Annotated in this window: 21 protein-coding genes; 12 read left to right on the top strand and 9 right to left on the bottom strand. The window is 63.9% G+C overall.

The window, feature by feature from the left end; all coding sequences use genetic code 11:
* Position 1: 1 nt before the first annotated feature.
* Positions 2-1,846, top strand: coding sequence for an ABC transporter ATP-binding protein (locus tag FJ979_RS08660; protein WP_140580559.1), 1,845 nt, complete (start codon positions 2-4; stop codon positions 1,844-1,846).
* Positions 1,847-1,863: 17 nt separating this feature from the next.
* Here FJ979_RS08660 and FJ979_RS08665 read toward each other — a convergent pair whose 3' ends face one another.
* Positions 1,864-2,139, bottom strand: a complete 276-nt coding sequence (locus FJ979_RS08665; protein WP_140512914.1) for an exopolysaccharide production repressor exox — start codon at positions 2,137-2,139, stop codon at positions 1,864-1,866.
* Between the two features lie 599 nt (positions 2,140-2,738).
* Between FJ979_RS08665 and FJ979_RS08670 the strand changes: the two genes are divergently transcribed.
* Both FJ979_RS08670 and FJ979_RS08675 read left to right on the top strand, forming a co-directional pair.
* The gene (locus tag FJ979_RS08670) at positions 2,739-3,416 is read left to right on the top strand and encodes a sugar transferase (RefSeq protein ID WP_140497203.1); all 678 of its coding nucleotides are present in this window, start codon (positions 2,739-2,741) and stop codon (positions 3,414-3,416) included.
* A 110-nt stretch (positions 3,417-3,526) separates the two neighbouring features.
* A complete protein-coding gene (locus FJ979_RS08675; protein WP_181171603.1) occupies positions 3,527-4,792 on the top strand; it encodes a polysaccharide biosynthesis/export family protein in 1,266 nt (421 codons plus the stop codon).
* Between the two features lie 224 nt (positions 4,793-5,016).
* On the opposite strand, the gene FJ979_RS08680 is transcribed toward FJ979_RS08675, so the two are convergent.
* From FJ979_RS08680 to FJ979_RS08700, 5 genes are all read right to left on the bottom strand, one after another.
* The gene (locus FJ979_RS08680) at positions 5,017-6,318 is read right to left on the bottom strand and encodes an O-antigen ligase (protein ID WP_140523534.1); all 1,302 of its coding nucleotides are present in this window, start codon (positions 6,316-6,318) and stop codon (positions 5,017-5,019) included.
* Between the two features lie 254 nt (positions 6,319-6,572).
* A complete protein-coding gene (locus FJ979_RS08685; protein ID WP_140523531.1) occupies positions 6,573-7,400 on the bottom strand; it encodes an SDR family NAD(P)-dependent oxidoreductase in 828 nt (275 codons plus the stop codon).
* A gap of 109 nt (positions 7,401-7,509) precedes the next feature.
* Positions 7,510-8,025, bottom strand: a complete 516-nt coding sequence (locus FJ979_RS08690) for an acetone carboxylase subunit gamma (protein ID WP_140512904.1) — start codon at positions 8,023-8,025, stop codon at positions 7,510-7,512.
* A gap of 5 nt (positions 8,026-8,030) precedes the next feature.
* On the bottom strand, positions 8,031-10,226 hold the full coding sequence (locus tag FJ979_RS08695) for a hydantoinase B/oxoprolinase family protein (RefSeq protein ID WP_140497213.1): 2,196 nt from the start codon (positions 10,224-10,226) through the stop codon (positions 8,031-8,033).
* 13 nt (positions 10,227-10,239) lie between these two features.
* Positions 10,240-12,381 (bottom strand): hydantoinase/oxoprolinase family protein, encoded by a 2,142-nt coding sequence (locus FJ979_RS08700; protein WP_224684603.1) that lies wholly within the window; start codon positions 12,379-12,381, stop codon positions 10,240-10,242.
* Between the two features lie 110 nt (positions 12,382-12,491).
* On the opposite strand from FJ979_RS08700, the gene FJ979_RS08705 reads away from it, so the two are divergent.
* From FJ979_RS08705 to FJ979_RS08720, 4 genes are all read left to right on the top strand, one after another.
* Positions 12,492-13,271: a helix-turn-helix transcriptional regulator gene (locus tag FJ979_RS08705; protein ID WP_140580560.1), complete on the top strand. Its 780-nt coding sequence runs from the start codon at positions 12,492-12,494 to the stop codon at positions 13,269-13,271.
* A 184-nt stretch (positions 13,272-13,455) separates the two neighbouring features.
* The gene (locus tag FJ979_RS08710; protein WP_140580562.1) at positions 13,456-14,208 is read left to right on the top strand and encodes an SDR family NAD(P)-dependent oxidoreductase; all 753 of its coding nucleotides are present in this window, start codon (positions 13,456-13,458) and stop codon (positions 14,206-14,208) included.
* 213 nt (positions 14,209-14,421) lie between these two features.
* Positions 14,422-15,765 (top strand): glucoamylase family protein, encoded by a 1,344-nt coding sequence (locus FJ979_RS08715; RefSeq protein ID WP_140580563.1) that lies wholly within the window; start codon positions 14,422-14,424, stop codon positions 15,763-15,765.
* Positions 15,755-17,284 (top strand): mercuric reductase, encoded by a 1,530-nt coding sequence (locus tag FJ979_RS08720; protein ID WP_140580565.1) that lies wholly within the window; start codon positions 15,755-15,757, stop codon positions 17,282-17,284. Before FJ979_RS08715 ends, FJ979_RS08720 begins: the two co-directional genes overlap by 11 nt.
* 31 nt (positions 17,285-17,315) lie before the next feature.
* On the opposite strand, the gene FJ979_RS08725 is transcribed toward FJ979_RS08720, so the two are convergent.
* Both FJ979_RS08725 and FJ979_RS08730 read right to left on the bottom strand, forming a co-directional pair.
* The gene (locus tag FJ979_RS08725) at positions 17,316-17,897 is read right to left on the bottom strand and encodes a DUF1349 domain-containing protein (RefSeq protein ID WP_140523515.1); all 582 of its coding nucleotides are present in this window, start codon (positions 17,895-17,897) and stop codon (positions 17,316-17,318) included.
* A 57-nt stretch (positions 17,898-17,954) separates the two neighbouring features.
* Positions 17,955-19,394: an aldehyde dehydrogenase family protein gene (locus FJ979_RS08730; RefSeq protein ID WP_140512893.1), complete on the bottom strand. Its 1,440-nt coding sequence runs from the start codon at positions 19,392-19,394 to the stop codon at positions 17,955-17,957.
* A gap of 265 nt (positions 19,395-19,659) precedes the next feature.
* On the opposite strand from FJ979_RS08730, the gene FJ979_RS08735 reads away from it, so the two are divergent.
* The 5 genes from FJ979_RS08735 to FJ979_RS08755 all read left to right on the top strand — a co-directional run bounded on the left by FJ979_RS08735 (position 19,660) and on the right by FJ979_RS08755 (position 25,396).
* On the top strand, positions 19,660-20,319 hold the full coding sequence (locus FJ979_RS08735; protein ID WP_181165292.1) for a TetR/AcrR family transcriptional regulator: 660 nt from the start codon (positions 19,660-19,662) through the stop codon (positions 20,317-20,319).
* A 95-nt stretch (positions 20,320-20,414) separates the two neighbouring features.
* Positions 20,415-21,668 (top strand): sarcosine oxidase subunit beta family protein, encoded by a 1,254-nt coding sequence (locus tag FJ979_RS08740; protein WP_140580566.1) that lies wholly within the window; start codon positions 20,415-20,417, stop codon positions 21,666-21,668.
* 71 nt (positions 21,669-21,739) lie between these two features.
* Positions 21,740-22,006 carry a sarcosine oxidase subunit delta gene (locus FJ979_RS08745; protein WP_140580568.1) on the top strand — a complete coding sequence of 89 codons (267 nt, stop codon included), beginning with the start codon at positions 21,740-21,742 and terminating at the stop codon, positions 22,004-22,006.
* Positions 22,003-24,885: a sarcosine oxidase subunit alpha family protein gene (locus FJ979_RS08750; RefSeq protein ID WP_140580570.1), complete on the top strand. Its 2,883-nt coding sequence runs from the start codon at positions 22,003-22,005 to the stop codon at positions 24,883-24,885. The genes FJ979_RS08745 and FJ979_RS08750 overlap by 4 nt, the downstream gene beginning before the upstream one ends.
* Positions 24,878-25,396 carry a hypothetical protein gene (locus FJ979_RS08755; RefSeq protein WP_140497233.1) on the top strand — a complete coding sequence of 173 codons (519 nt, stop codon included), beginning with the start codon at positions 24,878-24,880 and terminating at the stop codon, positions 25,394-25,396. The genes FJ979_RS08750 and FJ979_RS08755 overlap by 8 nt, the downstream gene beginning before the upstream one ends.
* On the opposite strand, the gene FJ979_RS08760 is transcribed toward FJ979_RS08755, so the two are convergent.
* Positions 25,386-25,871, bottom strand: coding sequence for a hypothetical protein (locus FJ979_RS08760; RefSeq protein ID WP_140497235.1), 486 nt, complete (start codon positions 25,869-25,871; stop codon positions 25,386-25,388). The genes FJ979_RS08755 and FJ979_RS08760 overlap by 11 nt on opposite strands.
* Between the last annotated feature and the right edge of the window lie 32 nt (positions 25,872-25,903).

Consider the following 25,903-nt stretch of genomic DNA (forward strand, 5'->3'; position numbering starts at 1 on the left):
GATGTCGAAATCATCGCTCCTTCGCCCGTCATTGTTTCGGGAAATCGCCGGGTTCGGCGCCGTTATCGCCCAGATAGGCGGGCGGCGGGCCTGGACGGCGCTGCTCTTCCTGATCCTGGGCAGCCTGACCGAAGGCATCTCCATCCTGTTGCTGGTTCCGCTGTTGCAGCTGGTCGGACGCTCCGGCCAGGACTTCGCGATCAAGCTGCCCGACAATGATTTCATGCGTTGGCTGGTGCCGGACGGCACGCTGAAGCTGACCACGATGCTGTGCATGCTGGTGGCGCTGGTCGCGCTGCAGGCCGCCTTCAACCGCTTCAAGTCGGTCTACATGGCCAGGCTTCTCTTCGATTTCATCAACCGCCTGCGCATGAACCTGTTCGAAAGCATCGGCAAGGCACGGTGGGGCGTCTTCACGCGCATGCGCGGCTCCGACCTCGACCATGCGCTGACCGGGGACATAGACCGCGTCCAGGGCGCGGCCTTCTCGCTGCTGATGCTGGTGCAGATCGCCGTGCTTCTGGCCGGCTATCTCGTGATCTCCATGTTCATTTCGCCGGTCATGACGCTGTTCGCCGTGGTCATTGGCATCCTGATGTTCCTCGCGCTGCGGCCATTCCGGTCGCGGGCGACCGCCTTTGGCCAGGTCCTGACCACCAACCGGCAGGATCAATACCGGACGGTCTCGGAATTCCTCGGCGGCATCAAGGTGGCCAAGAGCCTGAACATCGAGGCGACCTATTTCGCGCAGTTGCAGGCGACACTCGAAAGGATGAAGGCCGACAACATCGCCTATGTGCGCAACAGCTCGACCGGCACCGCCCTGTTCCAGGTGGCGAGCGTGATCGGCTTGAGCCTGTTCATCTATGTGGCGCTGGTTCGCTTCGACCTCTCACTGGCCGAGATCGTGGTGCTGCTGCTGGTCTTCATGCGCATCGCGCCGCGCTTCATGGACATGCAGACGCAAGCGCAGCAGGTCCTGATCAACCTGCCCGCCTATGCCGCGATGCGCAGCCTGCAGATGCGTTTCGACGCCGAGCGGGAACCTGGCCATGCCGGGATCCAGGACGCTCGAAAGCTGTCGCTCGATTTCGGACTGAATGTTCGCGGCGTCTCCTTCGCCTACGAGGACGGCGCCGCCAAGACGGTGGTGAGCGACATCACCTTCGGCCTTCCGGCCGGCAAGGTCACCGCCCTTATCGGCCCTTCGGGATCAGGCAAGAGCACGATCGCCGACATGCTGCTCGGCCTGCTCGAGCCGACAGCCGGCACGATCCTCGTCGATGGCGTCGAGATCGACGCCGCCAATCGCCGGGGCTGGCGCGACCAGGTCGCCTACGTGCCGCAGGACGTGTTTCTCCTGCACGACACGATCGCGGCGAACCTACGCCTGGCCGCACAGCAAGCAAGCGACGATGAACTGTGGGCCGCATTGCGATCGGCCCATGCGGCCGAATTCGTCGAACGGCTCGACCTCAAGCTGGAAACGGTGGTCGGCGACCGCGGCGTGCGGTTGTCGGGCGGCGAACGCCAGCGGATCGCGCTGGCGCGCGCCTTGCTGCGCAAGCCGTCACTGCTCATCCTGGATGAGGCGACCAGCGCGCTCGACTGGCAAAACCAGGCACTGATCGCGCAATCGATCGACGGGCTGAGCGGCTCGATGACGATCCTGACCATCGCGCACCGGCCATCGATGATCGCGTTCGCCGACTGGGTGGTCGCGATGGAAAACGGCCGTGTCGTCGAGGTCGGGCAATATCGGCGGCTGAAGGCGAAAGCAGGAAGCCGGTTGTCCCGGATGCTTTCGGGCGAACAATCTGAGTCCGAACCCGCCGACGTGGCCTGAGGCCAGCCTGGTCTGGGTCAGTGAAGGCTTCGCCCGGCGCCGCCCAGCTTTTCACCCTCGGCCACCTCGGCCGAACTCAGCTTTCTTTCGGCCTCGCGTGTCCTGTCGGCCGGCGTCGGCGCGCTTTTGACGATCATGGCATAGACGAGCACGAAGTAGCCCGCCTGGATGACCACGGCACAAATGATGACGCGCAGCAGCGTCGTGCCTATTGAAGCGCCGCCCAGCCATGACCAGCCAACGACGATCGCAAGAGCGAAAATCATCCCAACGATGAATTTTGGAAGCGACATACCCAACAGCCCACAAACCGGCCCGGGTATATTCCAATCGTTGCCCCACCCGAGCGTCGTCCCTTGTCATGCGGGCTTGTTAAGTCGCCCGCTCCCGGCCGGTTGCTTCCGGCCTTTCAACCTGTCGCCACTTTGACAGGTATAATTTGCAATTCTATTAAGGCGAGCAAAAGGCCGCAAGGGCAACTGCATTTATTTTTAGGTGAGCTTTTGCGCTCGACTCGCTCATGCTGCAACGCACACGACGGGATTACGCGCAACTTCGGCTCTTTGGTGTTTTTCAGTAGAATCTACAATATTGAATAGTATTTTATATGAATACCACCGAATATCGTGCCGCTCTAAAGCACCAACGAGCTCCATTCAAGGGCATAAAGAACGCCCCGCCTAGAAGTTGCCCCAAAAGCGCCTCTATTTTTCCGGCTATGCCCATTTATGTCATAAATGTGCTAAATATTCCGAAATTTGTGCAGGGCGCGCTTATTATTTAGTCAATTCATGACGTGACTATTTCAAAGGTGCGGGAAATTGTGTGTTGCGCTGCAACATTTTTTTGATATCGTGCCGTAAACCATCCGGTCAACGCATGGAGTTTTGGCATGAGGGATGTTGCCAAGTCGGCCACAGCGGAGTTTTCGCAGGCTGGCGTCGATTTTCCACCGCCGATCGGCGGCCTTATCAAGCGCAGTTTCGATATTGCCGGTTCACTGGCCGCCCTGATCGCTCTCAGCCCGCTGTTCGTGATGATAGCGCTGCTCGTCAAATTCTCCGATGGCGGATCGATTTTTTACGGTCACCGGCGAATCGGGCGTGGCGGACGGGTTTTCCCTTGTCTCAAGTTCCGCACCATGGTGCCGGACGGCGAAAGGGTGCTGGCCGCCTATCTGGCGGCCAATCCGGAAGCCAAGGCGGAATGGATAGCCACCCGCAAGCTGAAGAACGATCCGCGCGTCACCCGGGTCGGCGCGGTCCTGAGGAAACTCAGTCTCGATGAGTTGCCGCAGGTCATCAACATCCTTCAGGGCGACATGAGCCTTGTCGGACCTCGCCCGGTCGTGCGCGACGAACTGGAGATCTATGGCAGCGCCGCTGTGTATTACCTGAAGTCCCGCCCCGGCCTGACCGGCCTGTGGCAGGTCAGCGGCCGCAACGACGTCTCCTATGACAGCCGAGTCGCGTTCGATCGCCACTATGTCGAGAATTGGTCACTTTTTGAGGATATTCGCATCATCATCAAGACAGTTCCGGCTGTCTGGATGTCGCGCGGCTGCTACTGAGCGGTCGCGAACCGGATCGCACGCGGGGGATCTCTCCCGGCAGGCATCGGGCGCAGGCTCATCGGGCTGGTGGGGCCAAAGCGGATCGGAACATTCAGTTGAAGATAGACATGTTCGAAGTTTTTTGCAGCGGCCCGCATTCGAGCCGCTCGCGGCGTTTGCGGCTCGTAGCCAGTTGCCTGGCCCTGTCGCTCGCCCTGCCTCGGATCGCCATTGCCGACGAGTACCATCTCGGATCGCAAGACAAGCTCACCATCCGTATCGCGGAGTGGCAGACCGTCGAAGGCACGTTCCGCGACTGGTCGGCGGTGAATGGCGTATACACGGTCGGGCCGGCCGGAATGCTGTCGGTGCCTTTCGTCGGCGAGCTGCCGGCATCCGGCAAGACAACGGCCGAAGTCGCGGCGGCGATCGGCGAGGCGCTGCAGCACAAGCTCGCTTTGTCGGACCGGCCCGAGGCATCGGTCGAAATGGCGCAGTTCCGGCCGTTCTATATTTCGGGTGAGGTGCAGAACCCCGGCCAATTCCCCTATGTGCCCGATCTTACGGTGTTGAAGGCGGTCAGCATCGCCGGCGGCATCCGGCGAAGCGCCGACTACGGCCCGCAGCTCGGCAAGGACCTGGTCACCGCCAAAGGCAATTTCGATATATATGACGATCAGCGCGTTCGACTGATCGTCAAGCGCGCGCGCATCGATGCCGACCTTGCGGGCAAGTCGAGCTTCGACGTGCCGAAGGAGGTCGAGGGCGATCCGAGACTGCAGGCCATCGTCGCGGACGAGATGACGATCCTCACGGCTGACCAGAAGGCGCTGAAGCTGAAGCTCGAGGCGCTCAGCGATCTGAAAGGGGTTCTGCAGGCCGAGATCGAATCGCTGCAGAAGAAGATCGTCAACCAGCAGAAGCAGGTCGACCTGGCGCAGCAGCAACTCACCAGCATCGGTCCGCTGGCCCAGAAAGGCCTGGTCGCCAACGCAAGACTGCTGGATTCGCAACAGTCCGTCACCGACCTTCAGGGCAAGATCCTGGACTACGAAACGGCCATCCTCACCGCCAAGCAAGCGATCAGCAAGGCAACGCAGGATGCCATCGATGCCCAGAACACGCTGAGCTCGAGCCTCGCCGCCGACCGGCAGCAGACCGAAGCCGACCTGAACGAGGCCGCGCTGAGGGTCAACATGCAGAAAGGATTGATGGCCCAGGCCACCGATCCCGCCACCGTGGCCGCCAGCGCAACCAACGAAGAGCCCACCCTGATCTATTCACTGCTGCGCGCTGCCGAGGGCAAGACGAGCGAGATTGCGGTCAAGGAAGACACCCCCGTGTTGCCGGGCGATGTGATCAAGGTCAAGCTGGCGCCAATGCCCAGCCAGTAAGTGGTCGAACGGCCGAGATAAGAGCAGCTCACCGTTCACGAAAACGGTGAGCTGCTCTATCCCTTTGTTTTTGCGCAATTCCGGACGGAAAGCGCTGCGCGCGTTTCCCGGGGAAGCCGTACACACTTTCCTGAAATTGCTGGAGCGGGGCGGCGTTTGAGGGAATCGCCAGCCGCTCTATCGCCTTGCTTTGACGCAATCCCAAACGGGAAACCGATCGGTATTCATCGAGCGGCGTCCGTGCCAGGCTCGGGGCCGCTCCAGCCTCTGGCGGCATTTGCCTCTTCGATCCTTGCCGCAGACAGGCGAGGACGGGCAACGGGCAGTCGCGCCAGCTTGAAGAAGCTGAAATACATCAGGAAGGAACCCATGATGTAGGGGTTGAGGATCTCGACCTCGACGAAGGAGCGGATCAGGAGCAGCACCATGACGCCGGCCAGAACGACCGAATCCGCCCGCCATGTTCCGAACGCGACCGCCGAGACATGGCCGTAGAGCGTGCGCAGGATGACCAGCGAAACCAGCGTCGCCCCGACGAAGCCGAGTTCGACAAGGGCTTCGATGTAGGTATTGTGGAAGTGGAAGCCGGTGCGGGTGGTGATGTAGAACTCGTTCCACAGGCGCTCGGCCTCGGCAAAACCCTGGACCCAGTATGCGGCATAGCCGACGCCGAGCATGGGCGACCTCTGCGCGGCGTTCCAGCCCTGCTCCCACAGATAGGTGCGTCCGGTGAGCGTCGAATCCTTGCCGAACAGGCCGAGGACGAAGTCCATGAGGCCGAGGTTCAGCGCCACAAGGATTGTGACGACCAGCATGCCGGCGCCGATCAGGAAGATCACCCGGCGATAGCGTCGCGACAGCACCTTGCTCATGGCAAGCAGCATCACCAGCGCCAGCACCGCCGGTGTCGAGGCCATCGAGGTGGCCGAATGCGAGATGACCAGCAGATAGGCCGACAAAAGCACCACCGGCACCGTCAGGAACAGGCTTAGCCGGCCGTGCCTGAGGAAGGCGATGAAGACGACGCTGAAATAGATACCGAGCGAGGCGACGAAGCCGATCTGGTTCTTGGAGGCGAAGGCGCCGACGAAATTATAAGTGCCGTCGAGGACGTCCTCGGAATAGGCCCCGACCTTGAGAGAGTAGAGCAGGACGACGAATATGCCGACCAGGGCGCCTATTGTCAGGGTCCGCACACTGACGGCTCGCGCCGCGACATAGGCGCAGGCGATGTGGGAGAAGTACTGGACGGCCGTTCTCGCGGTGATGCCGGGAGCATCCGACCAGAAGACGGAGAAGCATACATAGGCCGCGAACGACAATGGCAGCCAGGCGCTGGACAGATGCCGCAGGAACCGCCTGTAGTCGACCATGATGAGGGGCAGCCACACCGCATAATAGGCCAGGATCAGCACCTGGCCGAATATGACGGAGTAGGAGAATGCCCAGACCGAGACGGCAACGGCAAAACTGCCGTAGACCGAGTTCCTCTCGGGATCGACCAGCAAGGACTTTGGAATCTTCATCTCAGGTTCTCGCCGAGCCTACCCCGGACCGCCGCGTAGCCGGCAGGCATCTCCGTAAGAAGGGTGCAATCGACGGCATCTCCATTGTGCAGTGCAATATAACCTATCGCGCCGCGCGCTCAATGGCAAATGCGGTCACCTTGTCTTACAGCCAGGCGAGCGCCGAGAGATCAGGTCCGGGACACGCCCGGACGGGATCGGACTTCTCTTTCCATTGCCGGCCTCTCCATCGACGCCGCAACCAGCCGTGCGCGCTACCAAAGTGCTCCGCCGGTGACCTGTATGTTTTCCATGGTGATGCCCTTGGCCATATCCGAGCAGAGGAACACGGCCAGCGCCGCGATCTCCTGCGGCTGGAGGATGCGCTGCTGCGGGTTGCCCCTGGCGATCTCGGCCATCGCGTCCTCGGCCGTGCGGCCCTTGCCCTCGCGCTCGACGACCTGCGCCACGTTGCGGCGCATCAGTTCGGTCTCGACCCAGGTCGGGCTGATCATGACGCAGGTGACGCCATGCGCCGCCCCTTCGAGCGCCACGCAACGGGTGAGGCCGAGGAGACCGGCCTTGGAGGCGCAGTAAGCGGGATTGTCCTTCCAGCCGACCGAGGCGGCGGTCGAGCCGATGTTGACGATGCGGCCCCAGCCGCGCTCGATCATGCCGGGCAGCACAGCGCGGGTGGCGCGGAAGGCGCCGGTGAGATTGGTGTCGACGATCTTGTCCCACAGCGCGTCGGAATGGCCGCAGACCGGCTGCTCGGCCGTGGTGCCGGCGGCGTTGACCAGGATGTCGACAGGACCCACCGCCGCCTCGGCGTCGGCCGCGAAACGGTTCGTGACGTCGGTGTCGCGCACGTCAAGATGGGCGGTGTAAATCCTCGTTCCATGCGCGCCGAGAGCCGAACGCACGCGCTCTATCTCGTCAGCGCCGGGATAGTAGGCGGCGTCGGATCTCTCCACGCCGCCAGGTGCGACATAGGAACCGACGGCGACATTGGCGCCGGCCTGCGCCAATGCCGTGGCAATCGCCAGGCCCATTCCGGAGAAGCCACCGGTGACGATTGCGCCGCGGCCGGAAAGGTTTGTCATCGGGCATGGCCTCCGCGCGGCACGGGACGGTCCATCAGTCCCGAGAGTATCTGAACTTCATAGGCCAACATAACCTTCGGAGCCGGTGACGAAACTTGTGTCCTTGCCATCAGCTTTCCTTGTCCATCGGCTCCAGCGGCTCCAGCGGCTTGCCCAGCCAATCGCGGTAGAAACCTTCCAGGTCGGGTTCGAAATCATGGACGATGGGATAACCCGGCGCCGCGGCCTCGACCTCGTGCAGCGTGCCGCATTGCGGACAGATGAACTCGCGGATTTCCATCCATTCGGGATCCGGCAGGTCGCTGTTGGGATAGATCTCGCGCAGCGCCTCCTCGCTGTCGCGCACGATGATCGAAGCCTTCAGCTTCCAGTTCTTGCGGTAGTCGCCGAAGGAATGGCCGCATTCGCAACGGGTTACCCGCTCATCGCCGCTCTGGCAGATGAAGAGGTGGTCGCCAACAGGGAGCAGTATCGGATCGCTCCAGCCGACACGGTCCTGCAAAACCGCGACATATTTGAAGAACCGGTCGTCGTCCTTGTAGGCGCTCATGACGCGGCGCGTCTGCGGCCAAGGCAGGGTGCCCGCGACCAGATCGGCGATGACTTCCTTGCTGTATGAGGTCATGGTCCCTACTCCACGCCGAAGGTCGATTTGGCGTCGACATCCCAGAAGGTTGAAAAATCCCTGGTGAAGCGCGGCGAGAGCTTGATGGCGCTGGCATACATCTTCTTCACCTCGGGCGCGAAATCGACCGCCTTCACCCGCTCGCGCTCCTTGGCCATCCACTCCGAGACCGGCCTGGCCCGAGCGAGCCGGCGCGACCGCATCTCGGCGCGGTGGCGCTTGGTGGCTTCGAGATTGGCGACGGGATAGCCGTCCTCGTCCTCGTCAAGCACGATCCCGAAGACATTTTCGGCAGCTTCCCTGGTGAGATAGCCGTTCTCGACGTCCGATGCTGTCTTGAGCGGGTCGCGCTCCAGCACGTCGCCATAGCCGCCCCCGCCATTGTAGGAATGGGTGAACACGTCGCCGGTTTTGTGGGGTGCGGTGATATAGGGCCCTTCCATCGTCACGTGCTGGCCTTCGAGCCGGACCTCGAGTTCGGAACGATAAGGATTGGTGCCGGTATGGTGCGCCAGCGGCGCGCCCTTTTGTGCAAGCTCGAAGATGTTGCTGTCGCGCACCGCACGGTGTTTTTGGCAGGTCGGCGCCGGATAGCCGCCGCAGAGCCCGCCATTGTCGAAGACGCGCGAGGAGTGTTCCGAGGTGACCAGCCGGAGATGGTCGGTCTTGCTGACCAGCCAGGTCGACAGGAAGGCGCAGCCGCCGCGATATTTGCCGGCGCCCCCGGAATTGGCAACGATTGAACGGCCGATATAGACCATCGGCATGTTCTGTTCCCAGATCTCGATGTTGCCCATGTCGGATTCAGGATTCCAGCCGACATAGGCGGTGTCCAGCCCATCCTTGATGGCAAGCGCGCCGGAACCGGCGGCCGCGCATTCGAAATGCGCCATGCCGAACAGCGTGCCGTACTGGCTGGTTCCCCCCATCTCGATCATCGGGCTGTTGACCTGGCCGACGAAGGCCTCCTCGACGAAGCCGCGGGCGATGAATGATCTCGACAGGAGCCGCTGGAAGACGCCATAAGCCGGCAAGAGCAGCGCCCAGGACGTGGCGGTGGCCACCATCTCATTGTCGGGATTGGTCCAGGTGCCATGCGGCAGCTTCAGCTCCGTCGCCATCCAGGCGCCGTCATTGACCAGGCCTTCGAAATTCATGTGCTGGGTCAGCGTCACGAACATGCCGCCATCCATGCCGGCCGGCGTGCAGTTCATGGAATGGTAGCCCCAGGGCTGCGTGCCCTCGAAATCCATGATGATCTTGCCGCCCGTGGTGATCTCCATTTCGATCGGAATGTTGTAGAGCCAGTCGGGGTCGCCGAGCGGCTGGTAGCCCGGCTTGCCCTTGGTGACGTGACCGTAAAAAGTATGCCCCCGATAGATGCCGGGAACGGTCAGTTGCCGCGTGCGGGCGAGTTGCGCGCGGCGGCCCTCCTCGATGAATTCCTTGGACACCTTCATCCAGTAGTCGAGGCCGATCTCGTCGATCAGCGCCTTGACGCTTTCGCGCATGTCGATGCAGGAGGCGACCTTGGCCTTCTCGTCCAGCACCCAGTAGATGGGCATGCGCAGATTGCGCTCGCAGCGGATCACGTAGTCGCGCCGCAGTTCGTCGTTCTGGCCGACTTTTTCGGCACAGACGAACAGGCCTTCGGTGAAGCGCTCCTGGGCCAGCGCCACGTCGCCGCCCGGCGTGATGCCGCCGGCCTCCAGCTCATGGCAGACGGCGCCGGCCCAGCCGACGAGCTTGCCCGAGTGGAAGATCGGCACCACGTCCATCACGTCGGGCACCTGCACCGTGCCGATGAAGGCGTCGTTGTTGGCGAAGATGTCGCCGTCGACGATGCGGGGATTTTCCTCGTAGCCTTGTCTGATCATCCATTTGATGAAGCGGCTCATCGTGTGCACATGCACCATGATGCCGTTGGAGAGCGCGATCGCGTCGCCCTCGGGCGTGTAGATGGCGACGACCATCTCGCCGACCTCGCGCACGCCGGGCGAAGCCGAGATGCGACGCGCCATCTCGCGCGCCGAGACGCAGTAGGCGCGCAGCTTGGTGTGCAGCGTCTCGAATTTCAGCGGATCCTGGTTGCGCAGTTCGAGATCGGTAATGCCGTCATAGCAGCCGGTCTCGTCCATGAGCCGTTCGGATTCGATCAGCCGCTCGCGGAGGCGCAGGGCGGAGGCGGGTTTGTCCAGCATGGCGTTCGCCCTCTCAAGCGTGGGAGTAGTGGAGCAGCGTCCATTCGTCGACGAAGACACGGTCCCGCGGATGGACGACGAGGGTGGTGGCGGGGTGTTCGATGATGGCCGGGCCGGTCACCTCATGCCCCGGCAGCAGAAGATCCATCTCGTAGAGATCGGCCTTGTGCCAGCGGCCGCCAATATAGGCCTCGCGCACGCCCTTGTGCGCGGATGCGGGGCTTGAGGGGCCGAGCGGCCGCTTGAGCAGCACGGGCTTGACCTTGTCGGCGGTGGCGATGAGACCGAGTTCGGTGATCGAGAAGCCGGCTTCACCATAACGCGAGACGCGATGGTTGACCTTGGCGTAGACCGCTTCGAACTCGTCGATGACCTTGCGCATGTCGTCGGCCGAATTGATGGCCGATAGGGGCGCCATCACCTCGACGTCCTCGAGCTGGCCGGTATAGCGCATCATCAGGAACGGCACCGTCCTGATCTTGTCCAGCGCATGACCGTCGGCCACCATCTCGTCGACCGCGGCCCTGGTGAGATCGTCCCAGACCGCGGTCACTCTGGCACCGAAGGCCAGCAGTTCGGCCTCGCTTGCGCGCGCGCCGATGTCGATCTGCGTGGATACCGAATGCCGGCGCATGAAATCCGCCGTGGTGCAGCCGAAGGCGGAGAAGGCGGCCGCGAACTGGAAGGTGATGATATCCTTGAAGCCGATGCCCCTGGAGCAGCCGGCCAGATGCAACGGCCCCGAGCCGCCATAGGAAAGCAATGTGAACTCCGAAGGATGGATGCCCTGGCCGGAGATGACGCGGCGCAGCGCGTTGTTGGCGTCTGCTTCCAGCATGTCGATCATGCCTTCGGCGGCTTCATCCACGCCGACGCCGAGCAGACGGGAGCACTTTTCCTCGAAGGCCTTGCGCGCCTTCTCGACCTGCAGCACGACCTTGCCGCCGAGGAAATAATGCGGGTTCAGCCGACCGAGGATGGCGTCGCAATCGGCGATGGTCGGCTCGGTGCCGCCCCTGGCGAAGCAGATCGGGCCGGGATCGGCACCGGCGCTTTCCGGCCCGAGCGAGACTTTCTTCGTCAGCGGATCGACCTTGAGGATCATGCCGGCGCCGGCGCCGATCGTGTCGAGATGCAGCGTCGGCACGTTCAGCTTGAACCGGTCCATCAGCGGCTCGTTCTCGATCCGTGTCTGGCCGCGCGTGATGACGCCCATGTCGAAGGAGGTGCCGCCCATATCGGAGCAGATCAGCGAGTCATTGCCGATCAGCTTGCCGACATAAGCCGCGCCCAGAATGCCGCCGATCGGACCCGAGATCATGGTTTCGTGCAGGCGCGGATGATTGATCGAGGTGAGGCCGCCGAAGGAGAGCAGCGTCTGGACGCCATATCTGAAGCCGTATTTCTTCGAGACGTCCTCGATCCCCTTGAGCTGCTTGCGGCCGCGCGAGGTGGCGTAGGCCTCGATCAGCACCGAGTTCAGCCGCGACTGCTCGCGGATGACCGGGCGCACCTCATGGCTGCTGTAGACCAGGATGTCGGCTCCGGCGGCGGCGATCTCCTCGCGGCAGATCTCGGCGATGCGCTTCTCATGCACCGGATTGACATGCGAGAAGATCGTCATGATGCAGACCGCCTCGACCTTGTCGGCGATCAGCTTTTTCGCCGCGGCACGGACCTCATGCTCATAGAGCGGCAGGATGATGTCGCCGAACTGGTCGATGCGCTCGGTGACGCCGTGAGTGCGTCGGCGCGGCACCAGCGGATCGGGATGATGATGCGTCACAGCGTGCAGCCGGTCGGCATAGGAATAGTCGGCCCAGGCCTGCAGGCCGCGACCCATCAGGATCATGTCCTCAAGGCCCTTGGTGGTGATCAGGCCGAGTTTCCTGCCGGTGCGCGACAGCAGCGTGTTGAGCATGCCGGTGCCGGAATAGAGCACCACATTGACGCCCGAAAACAGGGCCTCGAGCGAGATGCCCCAGGCGTCCGCCGCGTCCTCGGCCGAGGCGAGGAACCCCTCGGCCTCGTTCTTCGGCGTCGTTGCCGACTTGCCGATCTTGAAGCGGCCGTCCTGATCGACAAGGATGGTGTCGGTCATGGTGCCGCCGGCGTCGATGCCGATGACGATGGGATTGGTAGAGATATGGTCCACGGGTCGCCTTCCCTTGCCGAGCATGACCACAGGCTAGATTCGCGGGACCGGATCGCGCCATATGCCTAAAGGCACAATGACGGACGGGAGCTCGTCGCCGAAAAAGAGGCATGCGCATGGGCAACATCTGGGCGCCGCTCGCCATGGCGATCGCCGCCACCGGCACCGACAGGCATGTCGACTGCCTGATCGACCTGATCGGCGCCGACATCGCGCATGACTTGGTGACGGTGACGCGCTATTCGGCGACGCAGACGCCGCAATTCGTCAAGCACCGGCGCTTCTCCGACGAGATGGTGCGGCGCTATCTTGATAATTACTACGTGTTCGACCCCTTCTACGCTTCCTGGCGGCGCGAGCGCCGGTTGGGCATCATGCCGCTCAAGCGGCTGGCCGACGACGAGGCCAAACGCGGCCAGTACATAGCCGGCTTCCTCGCGCAATCGGAGATCTGCGATGAAGTCGGCATCATGCTGGCCGATGGCGGCGACTGGTGCCTCGGCATTTTCCTCGATCGTTCGACCACGGCGTTCAAGGACAACGAGATCGCCCTGCTGGCTGAGCGGCTGCCGGCGTTCGAGGCGCTGCACGCGCTCGACATCAAGACGCGCGGAAGCGATTTCTCGCGCAGCTCGGCGCCGTCCAGCCCCGGCGCCTCACCGCGCCAGCAACCCACAATCCCGGCGAGCCTATGGCCGGAACTGTCGCTCAGGGAAAGAGAGCTCGTGCAATTGATCCTGGCCGGCCATCCGACCGCCAACATTGCCGAGCGGCTCGGCATCACCGTCGGCACGGTCAAGAACCATCGCCGGCGCATCTATGAGAAACTCGACATCACCACCGAGCGGGAATTGTTCCTGCAGTTCTTCCTGTACCGCTCGGACAAATAGGCCTGGCGCTGGTGCAAGCGCTGGACAGGCAGATCGAGGGGAGCCCGGCATAACGCGCCTCAGGGATTGGCCCAGACGATCGAGGTGCATGCCGGCTTGAACTTGGCCGGCGGCGACCTCACAGTCACCCCCGAACTGGTTTCGCCGAGCGGAGCCGATTTGCGCCAGGACAGGGGAAAATGAGATGCCGACGATTTTCGCGGAACGGTTTGCCGGACGCTCGGCGGTGATTACGGGCGGCGCATCCGGCATCGGCCTCGCCGTCGCACAGAGGCTGGTCCAAGAAGGCGGGCGCGTTTCGGTTTGGGACCGCGATCCCGCCCAGATCGAAGCGGCCAGGGCTTCGATCCCGGCGCTGCATGGCCAGACCGTCGATGTCGCCGACCCGGCGGCGGTGGATCGGGCGGCGCGGTCGACGATCGAGGCGCATGGCGGGGTCGACATCCTGATCACCAGCGCCGCCATCACCGGTCCCAACATGACCGCCTGGGACTATCCGGTGGAGGACTGGCGTCTGGTCATCGACATCAACATCAACGGTGTCTTCTACTGCAACAAGGCGCTCGTCCCGCACATGCTGGAGCGCAATTACGGCCGCATCGTCAACATCGCCTCGATCGCCGGCAAGGAAGGCAATCCCAACGCTTCCGCCTACAGCACATCCAAGGCCGCGGTGATCGGCCTGACCAAATCGCTCGGCAAGGAACTGGCCAAGACCGGCATAACCGTGAACTGCGTCACGCCGGCAGCGGTGCGCACGGCGATCTTCAAGCAGATGAGCCAGGAGCACATCGATTTCATGCTCTCCAAGATACCGATGGCGCGCTTTGGCGAGGTCGACGAGGTGGCGGCGCTGATTTGCTGGATCGCCTCGGAGGAATGTTCGTTCACGACGGCTGCCGTCTTCGACGTCTCCGGCGGCCGCGCCACCTACTGATGTGGTGCGGCGCTTTCCGGCTGGCGGCAAGCAACTACAATTGCGCGTGAGGAAGCAACCAACGGAGCTGGACAAGCGTACAATGGCCGAAGCCGGAACCCGGCAACGGCAATAATGAGGGCGAAGACATGACCAGGCGTGACAGATCGGCCCGCGCGCGATTCCTGCACCTTTCTCCGGCAATCGCGACGACCAGACCGGAGCTTGCCGCATTTGCTTAAAGTCGAGCCTGCCATCCTGTCGGACGACGACCTTCTGGATCGTTTCCAGCGCGCGGCCTTCGGCTATTTTCTGGAAAACGTGAACCCCGAAAACGGGCTGGTCGCCGACACGTCGCGGCCGAATTCACCGGCCAGCATCGCGGTCGTAGGCTTTGCGCTCTCCTGCTATCCGATCGGGGTCGAGCGCGGCTGGATGGGGCGGGAAGCAGCGGTGGAGCTGACGCTCGCCGCGCTGCGTTTCTTCTGGACCAGCACGCAAGGCAGTGGCGCTGACGTCACCGGCCACAAGGGTTTTTACTATCATTTCCTCGACATTCGCACCGGACTTCGGGTGTGGCGCTGCGAACTGTCGATGGTGGATACGGCATTGCTGATGGCCGGCATTCTCGCGGCGGGCGCTTATTTCCGGGGCGACGATGACGAGGAAGCCGAAATCCGCCGGCTGGCCGAGGCGCTCTACCGGCGCGTCGACTGGCGATGGGCGCAAGGCAGCAGTCCGACGTTGCGACAGGGCTGGAAACCGAAGAGCGGCTTTCTCCACTATGGCTGGGAAGGCTACAATGAGGCGACGATCCTCTATGTCCTGTCGATGGCCTCGCCCGACAGCCCGACGTCCGACGACAGCTACGCGGGCTGGACGGCGACCTATCAGTGGGAAAACATCTACGGCTACGACGTGCTTTATGGCGGTCCATTGTTCATGCACCAGTTCTCTCATGCCTGGATCGATTTCGCCGGCATCCGCGACGCTTTCATGCGCGAGAAGAATTCGGACTATTTCGAAAACAGCCGCCGCTCGACCTACCTGCACCGCGACTATGCTCGGCACAACCCCCATGGCTATGATGGATACGGAGAGAACCTCTGGGGGCTTTCGGCCGGGGACGGACCGGGTGGCTTTCGCAGCAGCATACAACGGCGGCGGCGCCGGTTTTCCGGCTACGTCGCGCGCGGTGCGCCTTTCGGGCCGGACGACGGCACGATCGCGCCGTGGTCCTATCCGGCGTCGCTGCCTTTCGCGCCTGACATCTGCATGGCGGCGCTGCGCCATCTCGCGGATCGCTACCCCCAGGTGATCGACAATTTCCGGCTGCCGAGCGGCTTCAACCCGACGCTGGCCAACCGGCGAAAATTTGGCCGCGACGGCTGGGTGTCGGAAGGCCATTTCGGCCTCGACCAAGGCATAGTGGTGATGATGATCGAGAACCACCGCTCGCGCCTGGTGTGGGAGCTGATGCGTTCCAACCAGTACATCCGCCGCGGCCTGAACAAGGCGGGGTTCACAGGCGGATGGCTGTCGCAGCCGGCAAGCCCGGATGGCCGCGATGTCGCTTGAAGGGACGAAAGCTGCCGGTTTTCCGGCCGACCACAATGATGTCGAGCTGGTCAGGGGCGCCCATCCGCCGCATTGGCGAAACCCGCCGCCCACCGGAGCATACAATCTCGTCGTCGTCGGCGCCGGGCCGGCCGGCCTGACGGCGGCGAGCGAAGCGGCAAGCCTCGGCGCGAAAGTGGCGCTGATCGAACGCGGGTTGATCGGCGGCACGTGCATCAACACCGGCTGCATCCCGTCCAAGTCGATCATCCGCACATCCAGGCTCTATGCCGACATGCGCGATGCCGAGAATTTCGGAGCCGATGCGCCGGACCATCTTCGCGTCGATTTCCAGCGCGCGATGACCAGGATGCGGCGCATCCGGCAACGGATCAGCCATGCCGACAGCGCAGAGGCGCTTGCTGCGCTGGGCATCGACGTTCATTTCGGCGAAGCCCGGTTCGACGGAAGCGATTGCGTGACCGTCGCGGGAACGACGCTGCGCTTTCGCAAGGCGCTGATTGCGACAGGCGCGAGGCCGGAGTTTCCATCCATTCCCGGCCTGGTCGAGGCCGGCTATCTCAGCAACGAGACGATGTTCGACCTTGTCGACTGCCCGAAGCGGCTGCTGGTCATCGGCGGCGGGCCGCTTGGCTGCGAGACAGCGCAGGCCTTCTGCCTGCTCGGTGCGAAGGTCATCCTGGCGCAGAGCGATCCGATGTTCCTGCCCGGCGAGGAACGCGACGCCGCGCAGATCCTTTCGGAAGCGCTGGCGCGCGAGGGGGTCGAGGTCCGACTGAACACCGAAGTGGTGGCGGTGCGCAGGGAAGGCGACAAGAAGCTCGCCGACCTGGTGCGGGACGGCGACACGACGACCATTTCCGTCGACGAGATCATCACCGGCATAGGCCGCTCGCCCAATGTCGACGGTCTTGGCCTCGACGAGGCGGGGGTTGCCCACGATGCCAAAGGCATCAAGGTGGACGATTATCTCAGGACCTCAAACCCGCGCATCTATGCGGCGGGCGATGTCTGCCTCGACTACAAATTCACGCATACCGCTGAAGCAACAGCCCGCATGGTCGTGCAGAATGCCCTGTTTCTCGGGCGCAAGAGGCTGAGCGAATTGGTCGTTCCGTGGTGCACCTACACCGATCCGGAAATCGCCCATGTCGGCCTCTATCCGGTGGAGGCGCGACGCGACGGCATTCCGGTCAAGACCTATACGGTGCTGATGCACGATGTCGCCCGCGCGGTGATGGACGGCGAGGAAGAGGGTTTCGTCAAAATCCATGTCAGGGAAGGATCAGACCGCATCCTCGGTGCGACCGTGGTCGCCGCCCATGCCGGCGAGATGATCAACGCGGTGTCGCTCGCCATCAGGTCGGGCATGGGATTGCACGCGCTGGCCGACGTCATCCATCCCTTCCCGACACAGGCGCAAGGCATCAAAATGGCCGGCGACGCTTACCGGCGAACGCGGTTCACCCCTTTGTGGAGGCATCTGGCGGCACGCTGGCTGGCGTGGTCCAGGCGATGACACTTGTGTCCCGTCGGCGTTGGCGCGGGCTTCAGCCGTGCAGGTCCCGCGAAATCGGCGGGCCGACCGAAAAGCCGGTGAAAGTGACCTCGAAGCCTTCGCGCTGCGGCGAACAGCACATCATGCCGACATCGACCGCCTTCGAGACCGGGAAGTAGGCGAGCCGCACCGGCTTCCAATGACCGTCGGAGACATCCAGGTACTGGACGCGGATGGTCTCGGCATGGCGGGTCAACCGGATCGCAACGCCGTCCGGACCGGCCGGAATGGTGGCCAACGACCAGTCCGAGGCATCGTTGGTGACGACAACCGAGAAGTACATCACGCCGTCGGTATATTCGATGCCGGCCTTGATCCAATGCGTTTCGCTGAGGCGGAGCATCAGCCCCGCCTGGTCGTAGAGCACCTCATAACGTCCGGTGACGGTGACTTCCGCGGTGAAATCGCCCTCTACGCGCTTGTAGAGGAAATGGCCGTTGTCGCGCCAGAAATCATAAAAAGTCTCGCGCCAGAAATCCGTCTCCTTGCCGGTGCGCACATGAACCGCATCGCCGTCGATGGAATGATGCGGCGGCGGATTGAGCCAGGTCAGATCCTTGTCTTGAACTGTCATCGCCTTGTCTCTTGGTGCACGCGAAGGCTTCGCCGGCCCGGTCAGCCGGCGCCCCGATCAGCCTGCAAACGTGTAGGCGGTCTTCACGGTGGTGTAGAATTCCATGGCGTATCGGCCCTGTTCGCGCGGACCGTAGCTCGAGCCCTTGCGGCCACCGAAGGGAACATGGAAATCGACACCCGCCGTCGGCAGGTTGACCATCACCATGCCGGCCTCCGAATTGCGCTTGAAATGCGTGGCGTGCTTGAGGCTGGACGTGCAGATGCCGGACGTCAGCCCGAATGGCGTATCGTTGGCGACGGCGAGCGCCTCGTCGTAGTCCTTGACGCGGATGACGCTGGCAACAGGCCCGAAAATCTCCTCGCGCGAGCTGCGCATGGCGTTGGTGGCATCGGTCAGCAGCGCCGGCCGCAGGAAGAAGCCCGGCGTCTTGCGGTCGAGCCGCTCGCCGCCGAAGGCGAGCGTGGCGCCTTCCCTGACGCCGATGGCGATATAGTCTTCGTCCTGCTTGAGCTGCGTCGCATCGACAACGGGACCGATCTGGGTCTGCGCGTCGAGCGCATCTCCGACGACCAGTTTGTCCATCCGTTCCTTGAGCGCTTCGACGAAACGGTCATGAATGCCGTTCGTCACGATCAGCCGGGACGAAGCCGTGCAGCGCTGACCGGTCGAGAAGAAAGCGCCGTTGATCGCGCAATCGACAGCCGTAGCGAGGTCGGCATCATCGAGCACCACCAGCGGGTTCTTGCCGCCCATTTCGAGCTGGAACTTGCGCATGTGCTCGACGCTCGCCGCGGCGACGCGCTTGCCGGTGCCAACCGAGCCGGTGAAGGTGATGGCGTTGATGTCCGGGCTGTCAAGCATCGCCTGGCCGACCACCGAGCCCTTGCCCATGACGAGGTTGAGCACGCCCTTGGGCAGACCGGCACGGTGCAGTATGTCGACGATGGTCCAGGCGCTCTCGGGAACGAGATCCGCCGGCTTGAAGACGATGGTGTTGCCGTGGGCAAGCGCCGGGGCGATCTTCCAGGCGGGAATGGCGATCGGGAAGTTCCACGGGGTGATGATGCCAACCACGCCGACCGCTTCGCGCGTGATCTCGACACCGACGCCCGGCCGCACGCTGGGCACGACTTCGCCCGAGAGGCGCAGTGTCTCACCGGCGAAGAAATCGAAGATCTGGGCGGCTCGAATGGTCTCGCCAATGCCTTCGGCCAGCGTCTTGCCTTCCTCGCGCGCCAGGTTGCGGCCGATCTCGTCCTTGCGCGCCAGAATCTCGTCCGACGTCTTCTTCAGCACCGCGTGGCGGACCAGCAGACCCGAGCGCGACCAGGCGGGAAAGGCCGCCTTGGCCGCGGCGATCGCCTGTGCCGCCTGTTCGACACCTGCGGAAGCGTATTCGCCGACGATGTCGCCGGTATCGGACGGGTTGATGTTGCGGGAGCCGGCATCGCCGACCCACTCGCCGTCGATGAGGTTCTGTCGAAGCGGTGCCATGTCGTGTCTTTCCTGCTGGTTCGCCGCGCGGCGGCATCTGTGTGATTGTATTTGCCAGACAATTGCGCTGCGGGAAAGCACGCTTTGCGCGGACGGCCGCGACAAAGTCTCTCGGTTCGCGGCCCCGCGCGACCTGCTGCCCGCGTCGCGTCGTCCTTGGCCCAACAGGTTCGGCGACACATCGTTCCAATCACCGCGAAACGGGTCTGTACATATATGTCCATAGTCTTGATTTGCCCGGGGCGGCGTGTCATGCGTCGTGCCGATGGAAGCCACCGACACGACAACCCAGCGCGCCGGCGCCACCGGCAACATCAAGGTCACCCGGGAAGACTGGCTCAAGCTCGCGCTTGAAACGTTGATTTCGGACGGCGTCGAAAGCGTCCGTGTGCAGACGCTCGGCCAGAAGCTCGATGTGTCGCGTTCCAGTTTCTATTGGTACTTCAAGAGCCGCCAGGACCTGCTCGACCAATTGCTGGATTATTGGCGGCAGACCAATACAAGGTTCATCGTCGAACGCGCCGCGCGGCCTTCCGCGACCGTCATCCGCGGGGTGATGAGCATCTTCGAGTGCTGGGTGGACGAGAAGCTGTTCGATCCGCAGCTGGATTTCGCGATCAGGGCGTGGGCCCGGCGATCGCCCGCCATCAGGCGGGCTCTCGACGAGGCCGACGAGGAGCGCGTCGACGCCATTCGCGACATGTTCAGGCGCCACGGCTATGACGAGGAAGACGCCTTCGTGCGCGCCCGCGTGCTCTATTTCATGCAGATCGGCTACTACTCGCTCGAGCTCGACGAACCGATGAGCAGCCGCCTGCCGCACGTCGCGTCTTATCTGCGCAGCTTCACCGGCCAGGAGCCCACGGCGCAGGATGTCGAGGATTTTTCACGCTATGTCGAGGAAACGCTTTCGCGCAGCCGTTAGCGACAGCCGCCGCTTTCACACCACGGCACGAACTAGACATATATGTACAATCGCGTTACGCCTCACCCCATTGAACCAACCTCCTCCAGCACGCCATGACCAGACGCTATTCAGCTTTGTCGCTCTTGAAGGAAGGCCTCGCCGGCCAGACCGGCTGGGAGCCGGCCTGGCGCTCGCCCGAGCCGGAGCCGTCCTACGACGCGATCGTCATCGGCGGCGGCGGCCACGGGCTGGCGACGGCCTATTACCTGGCGAAGAATCACGGCATCGCCAGAGTAGCGGTTTTGGAAAAGGGCTGGATCGGCGGCGGCAATACCGGCCGCAACACGACCGTGGTGCGCTCCAACTATTACTATCCGCAGAGCGTCGAGCTCTATGGGCTGGCGCACCGGCTCTATGAGGGACTGTCGAAGGACCTCAACTACAACGTCATGCTGTCGCAGCGCGGCATGGTCAGCCTGTGCCACTCGACCGGCGAAATGGAGATCGGGGCACGCACAGTCAATGCCATGCAGATCAACGGCATCGATGCGGAGCTGTTTTCGCCCGAGGATGTGCGCCGGGTGGCGCCGATCTACAATTTCACGGCCAATGCGCGCTTTCCCGTGTTCGGCGGCATCTGGCAAAGCCGGGCCGGCACCGCGCGCCACGACGCGGTCGCCTGGGGTTATGCACGGGCCGCGAGCCGACTCGGCGTCGACATCATCCAGAACTGCGAAATCACCGACTTCATCGTCGAGGGCGGGCGCTGCCGCGGCGTCCAGACGACGCGTGGCGCCATCCGCGCGGACCGCATCGGCATGGCCGTGGCAGGACATTCCTCGGTGCTGGCGGCCAAGGCCGGCTTTCGGCTGCCGATCAATTCCTATGCGCTGCAGGCCTGCGTAACCGAACCGGTCAAGCCGATCCTCGACACGGTGGTACTGTCGCCCGGCACGGGCGTCTATGTCAGCCAGTCCGACAAGGGCGAGATCGTCATCGGCGGCGGGCTCGACCGCACTCCCTCCTATGCCCAGCGCGGTAACCTGCCGACGCTGGAGGGGGTGATCGCGGGGCTGTTGGAAATGTTCCCGATCTTCGGCCAGTTGAAGCTGATGCGGCAATGGGCCGGGATCGTCGACGTCGTGCCCGACTCCTCGCCGATCATCGGTCAATCGCCACTGCCCAATCTGTTCCTCAATTGCGGCTGGGGCACGGGCGGCTTCAAGGCGATCCCCGCCGGCGGCACGCTTCTGGCGAACCTTTTGGCAACGGGTAGGCACAACGACATCAGCCGCCCCTTCGATCTCGACCGCTTCGCCAGCGGGCGGCTGATCGACGAAGCGGCTGGTTCCGGCATCGCGCATTGATGCATGTCGCGCAAAAGCGCCGAGCGGCCTTAGGGCAACGACATGCATAAAGACGAAGACTGAGGTTTGCCATGCAGCTTTTCCCTTGCCCGTTCTGCGGCCCGCGCGACGAGACCGAATTCCACTATGGCGGCGATGCCGGCAATGTCAGGCCTGAGGGCGCCGAGGTGCCGATCGAGCACTGGGCCAACTATCTCTATCTGCGCTCCAACCCCAAAGGCGCGGCGCGCGAGATATGGCTGCATATGAACTGCGGCGAATTCTTCGTCATGGAGCGTGATACGGTTACGCACAAGGTGCTGTCTTCGGCTGCCCTGGGCGGGGAGCACGCGGCGTGACGGCCTCGCGCCTTGCCACGGGCGGCAGCGCCATCGACCGCTCGCGCCCGATCCGCTTCAGCTTCGACGGCGCCACCGTGCAGGGATTCACAGGCGACACCATCGCCTCCGCGCTGCTGGCCGCCGATGTCGCGGTCGTCGGCCGCAGCTTCAAATACCACCGGCCGCGCGGCATCTGGGGCGCGGGCGTCGAAGAGCCGAACGCGCTGGTGGATATCAGCGGCCCGAGGGCGACGCCGAACACGCGTACGACGACCGAGCCGGCACGCGACGGGCTGGTCGCCAAAAGCGTCAACGCGACACCCAATGCGCTGGCCGACCGCAACGCCTTCCTCGACCGCTTTTCCCGCTTCATTCCGGCCGCCTTCTACTACAAGACCTTCATGTGGCCGGACTGGCACAGGTTCGAGCCGCGCATTCGCGCCATGGCGGGACTGGGTCAGGTCGACAAGGACTGGACGTCGCCCGGCCCGGCCGACCAGATCAACCATCATTGCGACGTGCTGGTGATCGGCGCCGGACCGGCCGGGCTGGCAGCGGCAAGGCTGGCGGCCGGCGCGGGCCGCTCCGTCATGCTGGTCGACGACCAGCAAAAGCCCGGCGGGTCGCTCGGGCACCGCGCCGGCGAGGTCGACGGCAAGCCGGCGGCCGTGTGGGTCGAGGAGACGGTTGCGGGGCTTTCCGCCGGCGGTCACCTGGTCCTGCCTTCGACCACCGCATTCGGTATCTACGACCATAATCTGGTCGGGCTTAACCAGCGTCATTTCGACGGCCGGCCGGACACGCTGTGGCGGGTCAGGCCGCGCCGGATCGTGCTGGCGACGGGCGCCATCGAGCGGCCCCTGCCATTCGCCAACAATGACCTGCCGGGCATTCTCTCGGCGGACGCGGCGCTCAGCTATCTCAGGCGCCATGCGGTGCTGGCCGGCCGCCATATCATCGTCGCCGCAAACAATGACAGCGCCTATGAAGTGGCGGAGGCGGCCGCCGAGGCCGGCGCCGACGTCACGCTTGTCGACATCAGGCGCGACGGTATGCCCGCCGCGCCCGCCAAGGTGCGGATGCTCAAGGGCCGCGCGCTCACCGCCGCGGCCGGCAAGCTGCGCGTCGAGGGTGTGATGCTGGACGACGGCACCAGGCTCGATGCCGATTGCGTGCTGGTGTCGGGCGGCTGGACACCGACCATCCATCTCTTCGGCCAGGCCAAGGGCAAGCTCGCCTGGAGCGAGGCGCGCGCGGCCTTCCTGCCGGGCGACCCGGTCGAGGCCATAGCGGTGGCCGGAGCTGCCGCCGGCGCGGTTTCGTTGTCGGAGGTATTCGCCGGTTCGCAGAAAGCCGTCGCGTCGCTCGGCCCGACGAAGGCAGCAGTGTCGCGCAGCAGCGGAACGGAGGCGACCAGCGGGATAGTAGCGGCATGGCCAACGCCGGGTTCGAAGGGACGCATCTGGATCGATTACCAGAACGACGTGACGGTGAAGGACATAGAGCTGGCGGCGCGCGAAAATTTCGTCTCGGTCGAACATCTGAAGCGCTACACGACGCTCGGCATGGCGACCGATCAGGGCAAGACCTCCAACCTGCCGGGCCTGGCGCTGATGGCCGGGATCACCGGCCGCACGGTGCCGGAAGTCGGCACCACGACCTATCGTCCGCCGTTCACGCCGGTTCCGCTGGCGAGCTTCGCCGGCGCGCGCGGCGGCGAACTGATGGCGCCGGTGCGGCGGCTGCCGCTGGAGAGCGTGCATCGTGCCAGCGGCGCCGTGTTCCAGGAGTATGGCGGCTGGCTGCGCCCGGCCCACTACGGCGGCGGCGGCGATACGGATCGCTCGATCCAGGACGAGGCGCGCCGCGCCCGCCAGTCCGTCGCATTGTTCGATGGCTCGACGCTGGGCAAGATCGAGGTGATCGGACCCAAGGCGGCCGCGTTCGTCGATTTCGTCTATTACAACACGATGTCGACGCTGAAGCCGGGCCGCTGCCGCTACGGCTTCATGTTGTCCGAGAACGGCGTGGTCTTCGACGACGGCGTGCTGGTGCGGCTGGACGAGCATCGCTTCGTCGTGTCGTGCTCGTCCTCGCACGTGGCCGCCGTGCATGCGCGGCTGGAGGAGTGGCGCCAGGACCGGTTCGGGCGCGGCGCGGTCTACATCCACAACGCCACCGCGGAAATGGCGACCGTGACCGTTTCGGGACCGAACGCCCGGAAACTGCTCGAGACGGTTGATCTCGGCCTTTCGCTCGAGGATGGCGAGCTGCCGCACATGGCGGTCGGCCAGGGCAGCTATGACGGCGACGAGGTGCGCATCACCCGCGTCAGCTTCACCGGCGACAGAAGCTACGAGATCTCCATCCGGGCCGATCGCGCCGAGCCTTTGTGGGCGCGCCTGCGCGACGCCGGGCAGGCGTTCGATGCGGTTGTCATCGGCCTCGAGGCGCTGATGATCCTGCGCGCCGAGAAAGGCTTCATCGTGATCGGCAAGGACACCGACGGCACCACGCTGCCGCACGACCTCGGCGTCGAGGGCCCGCGGGCAAAGCGCCAGACCGAATTCGTCGGCCGCCGCTCGCTGTTCACCGAAGAGGCTTCGCGCGGCGACCGCATGCAGCTGGTCGGGCTGGCGGTCCCGTCCGGCGAAGCGCCGCTGCCAACTGGCGCGCATGGCATCAAGCGTAGCGGCGGCAAGCTGCGCAGCCAGGGCTTTGTCACATCGAGCTACCGGAGCCCCACGCTTGGCCGGCCGGTTGCGCTCGGCCTGATCGAGCGCGGCGCGGCCCGCCACGGCGAAACGATCGAAATCCAGCATCTCGGCAAGGCGATGACGGCGACGATCACCTCGCCATGCGCCTTCGACCCGGCAGGAGACCGGCTCAATGCGTGATCTCGCCCAAAAATGGCCGGTAGCGCCGGACTGGCAGTCGGCAACCATCAGTGCACCGGGTCTCGAGGCGCGCACGATCCCGGGCCTTCACCAATTGCTGGTCAGCGGCAACCTCGACGCCTGGGCGCGGAGATCCGGCATGGATGGCAACGGCGTGGGCGCCTTTGGCAGCGCGCAAGGTGACCGCTATGCGGCGCGTCTGGCGCGCGACCGCCTGCTCGTCGTGTCGAGCACACCGCTCGCCATCGCCGCGGGTTGGCGCGCGGAAGGTTTCGCGGTGACGGCGATCAGCGCTGGACTTCATGTGTTCGAGGTCAAAGGCTCGGCGATCGACGCTTTCATCGCGCGCGGATCAACGCTTGACCCAAACAAGGAAAGCGCCAGTGCCGCACTTTCCTTCGCCGGCGTCAGCGCCATCGCCTACCGCCACCGGGACCGACTGCGCATCCATGTCGATCGCGGCCTGGCATCCTATCTCTGGACGTGGATCGAAACGGCTCTCAGAGCGTGAACGACCAGAACAGGCAGGCCAGCGTGGCCGCCGCGAAGATAACGAAAAACAGACTGCGCAAGAGCACGTTGCGGCGAAGCTCGTTCATGACGAAGTGGCAACCGACGATAGCCGCCGCAAACAGGAACCGCCAGTTCAGCAGCGCCCATAGGGCGTCGCGCTGGCCGAATGCCCATCTGGCGACGAGACAGCCTACGATGGAGGCAAGGAGCACGATCACGGTCCAGAAGATGGCATCGGCTGCATGGGTGAGCACGATGCTGGCGGCTCTGATCGGCAGGATCATCATCAGCAGCGCGCTGAAGAAATAGACAGCGGCGAGTGGTATGAACATCCCGGCATCGGCAATGCCGTCGAGGCGCCTGACGCCGATCGCACCGTAGGGGTAGCCGTGCCTGGCCACCACCAGGCTCAAGGCCATGAGCAGCGCTGTCAGCACCGCGACCAGGGCGAAGGACGTGAGGGCTTTGCTCATGACGGTCCCGTTCAAAGCGAATCAAACAGGAA

The organism is Mesorhizobium sp. B1-1-6, assembly GCF_006443035.1.
Classification (GTDB): Bacteria; Pseudomonadota; Alphaproteobacteria; order Rhizobiales; family Rhizobiaceae; genus Mesorhizobium.

What these genes read in the sequence shown, in the direction of transcription:
- FJ979_RS08660 (WP_140580559.1), top strand. Translation starts at nt 2, where the DNA reads ATGTCGAAATCATCGCTCCTTCGCCCGTCATTGTTTCGGGAAATCGCC.
- FJ979_RS08665 (WP_140512914.1), bottom strand. Translation starts at nt 2,139, where the DNA reads ATGTCGCTTCCAAAATTCATCGTTGGGATGATTTTCGCTCTTGCGATC.
- FJ979_RS08670 (WP_140497203.1), top strand. Translation starts at nt 2,739, where the DNA reads ATGAGGGATGTTGCCAAGTCGGCCACAGCGGAGTTTTCGCAGGCTGGC.
- FJ979_RS08675 (WP_181171603.1), top strand. Translation starts at nt 3,527, where the DNA reads ATGTTCGAAGTTTTTTGCAGCGGCCCGCATTCGAGCCGCTCGCGGCGT.
- FJ979_RS08680 (WP_140523534.1), bottom strand. Translation starts at nt 6,318, where the DNA reads ATGAAGATTCCAAAGTCCTTGCTGGTCGATCCCGAGAGGAACTCGGTC.
- FJ979_RS08685 (WP_140523531.1), bottom strand. Translation starts at nt 7,400, where the DNA reads ATGACAAACCTTTCCGGCCGCGGCGCAATCGTCACCGGTGGCTTCTCC.
- FJ979_RS08690 (WP_140512904.1), bottom strand. Translation starts at nt 8,025, where the DNA reads ATGACCTCATACAGCAAGGAAGTCATCGCCGATCTGGTCGCGGGCACC.
- FJ979_RS08695 (WP_140497213.1), bottom strand. Translation starts at nt 10,226, where the DNA reads ATGCTGGACAAACCCGCCTCCGCCCTGCGCCTCCGCGAGCGGCTGATC.
- FJ979_RS08705 (WP_140580560.1), top strand. Translation starts at nt 12,492, where the DNA reads ATGCGCATGGGCAACATCTGGGCGCCGCTCGCCATGGCGATCGCCGCC.
- FJ979_RS08710 (WP_140580562.1), top strand. Translation starts at nt 13,456, where the DNA reads ATGCCGACGATTTTCGCGGAACGGTTTGCCGGACGCTCGGCGGTGATT.
- FJ979_RS08720 (WP_140580565.1), top strand. Translation starts at nt 15,755, where the DNA reads ATGTCGCTTGAAGGGACGAAAGCTGCCGGTTTTCCGGCCGACCACAAT.
- FJ979_RS08725 (WP_140523515.1), bottom strand. Translation starts at nt 17,897, where the DNA reads ATGACAGTTCAAGACAAGGATCTGACCTGGCTCAATCCGCCGCCGCAT.
- FJ979_RS08730 (WP_140512893.1), bottom strand. Translation starts at nt 19,394, where the DNA reads ATGGCACCGCTTCGACAGAACCTCATCGACGGCGAGTGGGTCGGCGAT.
- FJ979_RS08735 (WP_181165292.1), top strand. Translation starts at nt 19,660, where the DNA reads ATGGAAGCCACCGACACGACAACCCAGCGCGCCGGCGCCACCGGCAAC.
- FJ979_RS08740 (WP_140580566.1), top strand. Translation starts at nt 20,415, where the DNA reads ATGACCAGACGCTATTCAGCTTTGTCGCTCTTGAAGGAAGGCCTCGCC.
- FJ979_RS08745 (WP_140580568.1), top strand. Translation starts at nt 21,740, where the DNA reads ATGCAGCTTTTCCCTTGCCCGTTCTGCGGCCCGCGCGACGAGACCGAA.
- FJ979_RS08755 (WP_140497233.1), top strand. Translation starts at nt 24,878, where the DNA reads ATGCGTGATCTCGCCCAAAAATGGCCGGTAGCGCCGGACTGGCAGTCG.
- FJ979_RS08760 (WP_140497235.1), bottom strand. Translation starts at nt 25,871, where the DNA reads ATGAGCAAAGCCCTCACGTCCTTCGCCCTGGTCGCGGTGCTGACAGCG.